Origin of the sequence: Caballeronia sordidicola, from assembly GCF_002220365.1 — a bacterium.
In the GTDB taxonomy this organism is placed as follows: Bacteria; Pseudomonadota; Gammaproteobacteria; order Burkholderiales; family Burkholderiaceae; genus Caballeronia; species Caballeronia sordidicola_C.
The window spans coordinates 1-3,691 of the sequence record NZ_MTHB01000148.1 but is presented as its reverse complement, the minus strand read 5'-3'; the positions used below and the strand labels follow the sequence as shown (position 1 = coordinate 3,691).

General features: G+C 64.6%; 2 protein-coding genes. Both read right to left on the bottom strand.

The annotated features are described in order from the left end of the window. On the bottom strand, positions 1-1,925 hold a 1,925-nt coding region (locus tag BSU04_RS22570; RefSeq protein ID WP_144021317.1), incomplete at its 3' end, for a DUF4158 domain-containing protein. After that, complete coding sequence (locus tag BSU04_RS22565; RefSeq protein ID WP_089160549.1) at positions 1,922-3,601, bottom strand: phage integrase family protein; 1,680 nt, start codon at positions 3,599-3,601, stop codon at positions 1,922-1,924. The genes BSU04_RS22565 and BSU04_RS22570, both read right to left, overlap by 4 nt. Positions 3,602-3,691 lie beyond the last annotated feature (90 nt).

The window sequence follows — 3,691 nt, the reverse complement described above, 5'->3', positions numbered from 1 at the left end:
TTGCGAGTGAGCCCTTTCACCGAGCGCGCCGTCTGGCTCGGCCCCAGGTTGCAACCGTAGCAGAACAGCGTCGTGATGAAACGCTTGCGCGGATCGTCGATCTTCGCGTCAAACCCGGATAGCGGTCCAAACAGCTTATGCAGGTCGAGCCACTGCTCGGTTTCGGTGAGGAGATCCAGGATGCTGAGCTGCGGCATCGATGCCGTGATGGCCTGATCGATCAGCGTGCGGTTCGGCGGCTCGGGCTCCTTGCCCGGCTTGTGGATGACGAGTTCCTCATTGACGAACTCGATGCTGTCGTTTGCCGGGAAGTTTGCATCGGCCTCGTCGAGCGCCGCGTTCAGCCTGTCTCGCAGATCCTTCGCGAAGCTCTTGCCGTCCGTGGGCAAGCCCACGATCTCGCAGTAGCGCGGCAGTTCACGCCGGAATTCCTCGTCGGTGACCTGATGCACCCGATAATCGTCGAAGCGGTCGCTGCCCTCCACATAGAGGTCGCCGGAATTGAGTCCCCGCATGATCTGGCTGAAGACACCCAGTTCGAAGAACCGGCGGTGCAGCATCCGGCTGTCCCGTCCGTGCGGGAACACCGCGCGCTCCCACTTCTCCGGCAACCAGTCCAGCGGCAGGTTCGCGAAGTCGTTGTCGGTCAGCAGCAGGTATTCGCGGTGCGCGTTGCGGAAACCTTGCAGCCACGCGAGCGCGACCAGCACCGCGCGGTCCTGCGAGCTCGATTGCAGCGGCAGCACGTCCAGGCACTGGAACAGCAGCGAGCGCTGGGTGCGGTACGGCACGAGCATAAACGGCAGATCGAACTGCCCGGCATAAGCGATGTGCTCGTTGCATTGCGCGAGCGCTTCGGCCGGGTCGCCGAGCGCCTCGCGGATTTTCGGTAACCGCTTAGGCTCCGGTACACCCTCATCCTGGAGAATCTGCAGGACGTTCCGGAACTGCCCGACCAGTCCCTCCAGCATACCGGCGTGTTCAAGCTGGTATTTTTGCAGTCGGACCTTTGCGTAGGACTCCAGCTTGCGCACCACCTTGATGAAGATCTCGGCGACGTCATCAAGCGCCTTCTGCAACTGCGCCTGGATGAACAGTACCGCAAGCGCATGACGCTTCGCGATCTTGAGCGAACGCAGTTCCGCGACGTCGAGGGCCCGGGCTTCGGTGACCAGTTGTGCTCGTTTGCTAACAGACAGGATCGAGGGTGGTGCCGGCAAGCCTTCCGCCAGCTTCCTGATCCCGTTGATATGTTTGAGGAAGCTGGCGATCGCCCGCGCGGCGGGTCGCTTCGGCTCCTGTTTCAGATCATCCCAACCGGACTTGCCGCCCTTGACGACAAGAAGCGCGTCGATGCGTTCGACGAGGGCTGAGTCGAGTGCGCCGGTGATGGCCCCATAGATCGCCTCGTTGTGATCGTTGCGCGCCTGCGTGGCGATGCGCTGCAGCATTGCCAGTGGCGGCAGCTCGTACCGGCGCCGGACCAGTTCCTCGATCAGCACGTTGATGATATCGGGCAGTTCGATCTTTGTCCGGGCTTCCGCCGACGCCAGTTCAGCAAGCGACGCCGCCTCACTCGCATCGAACGCCCGGATGTCAAGCCAGCCGCGCAGCAGTTTCTGGTGACGAATGCGGGTGCCCGACACGTCATACCGTGCGATCGCCGTCCGGGACAGGACGCGGGACCGCATCGACGTCCGGATGTGATCGATAATGGCGGGCGGTACCTCCACGAGCATCGGGAAATAACCGAGACGCTGCAGCAGCTTCAGCTGCACCATGATCAATACGGCGGAGGCTTCCTGCCGGGATTGCCGGCGCACGAAGCGGATTTCCGCGGCGCTCGGCGTGAACGCCGCTTTCAGCTCCGCCGCGCCCGGCTCCGCAGGCAGCACCGGATAGATGGTCTCGTGGACAGTCGTCACGTTGGCTGCCGCCGCGCAAAGATCTGCTCGATCTGCCGGGTACGCTGAACTTCGTCGTCGTCCAGGTAGATCGAGGTCGTTGTGATCGACGCGTGACGCAGATTGTCGCGCACAGTCGTTAGCGTGGCGCCCTGTGCGAGAGCATTTGTTGCGTGCGTGTGGCGCAGCCAGTGTGGCGTCGCGCGCTGCAGCTTGTCGGCGAGTGCCGGGTGGTCGGCCCGAATTGCGTCGGCGGCGCTCCGGAAGAACCGGCGCAGCACCTCCCTCAGACGCGGCGTGGTGATGCCGCCGGGTTCATCGAGATGGCCGAGCAGCGGCGTATCCGGTGCCCAGCGTGCGGGGCTCACGGGCAGACCGCGCTGCATCAGGTACTGGTCCAACGCAAATCGTGCGAGCGGCGGCAGCACCACCTTGCCAGCCTTCGCCCCCTTACCGGTGAGGTGAAGCCACCGCTCGCCACGCGTGCCGGTCATGATGCCGCCGAGTGTAACGCTGACCAGTTCGCCTGCGCGCAGGCCGGTCGCGTAACCGAAATCGAGCAGAAAGCGCAGACGCTGTGCGGCGGGAATCGCCCAGCCATGCGACCATTCCAGGCCATCGGCAATCGTGCGGATCAACTCCCACTCTCCGGCCGTAAAGGCGCGCGAGATGTCCAACCCACCATTGCGCTGCGCGCCGCGCACCCTGAGGCCGGCAAACGGATTCGCGAGCACGTAGCGCTGCTCGATCAACCAGCGAAACATTGCACTCAGAACTGACAGCGCATAGGCGATGGAATCTGGCGACAACGCGCCCGTGAACGGCCGCCATTCGGACGACGATCGCGGGCGCGCCGGCGCGACCCACCGGGCGCCGGGTGTGGGATGGCGCAGGAAGGCACGATAAGCGGTCGCATCCTCGCTCGTGAGCGAAGACAGCGCTTTGCCGCGCTCGGCAATCGCCCAGAGCAGCAGGCGCTCGGCTTCCCGGCGATAGGCACGCTGAGTTTCGGCGGCTTCGTGCCGGTCGAGCCAGGCGTTGATCGCCTGATAGTCGTTATCGGCCTCGAGCGCACACATCGGCTTCGGTGCGCGGAAGGCGCCACGCGAGCCGTCGACGTCATGTGGCACGTGGATGTTTTCCCACGGCACCACGGGTTCCGGCGTCGCCACCACGATCAGCGCGCGGGCGCGTTCGGTAAGTACCGGGTGGGAGGCAAAGAAGGCCTCAATATGACGTGCGCTGCGCACGCCGAGTCCGGCAATCGTGCGCCACCAGCGCTGCCGACGAGGGATGCGCACGGTCAGATCAGCCAGCGTCCGGATGCCATGCTGATGCAGCATGGGGACAACACGGGCTGGCAGCCAGACATCGACCGCATCGCTCACCTGCGGTTGCGGGATCGCAAGCGTTGGCAGGATATCCAGCGCCCGGGTCGCGGCCTTGCGGTGACGGGACCGTTCGCCCACCGCGCACTGGAACAGCCGGGCCAGATCTGAACGATGCCGGCTGAGGGCGAAACCGGCAAGCTGCCGGCGAATTCGGCCGATCACGCCGCGCGCAGACTGGCCGCCTTCGAGCGCCTGCGGGCAATAACGTTCGACCGCCTCGCGCGCGCCGACGCCTGCGTACCACGCGCGCAGCGCGGATAGGGACGCAGTGTCAGGAAAGGACGGGGGCAACGGAACGTTCGGCATCCGGAGATTATAGGCAACGTGATGGCCGGGGAGCGGCACGTCAAGGTGTCTCACGTTTCCCGAAACGGGAGTTTTATCGAAAAATGTATC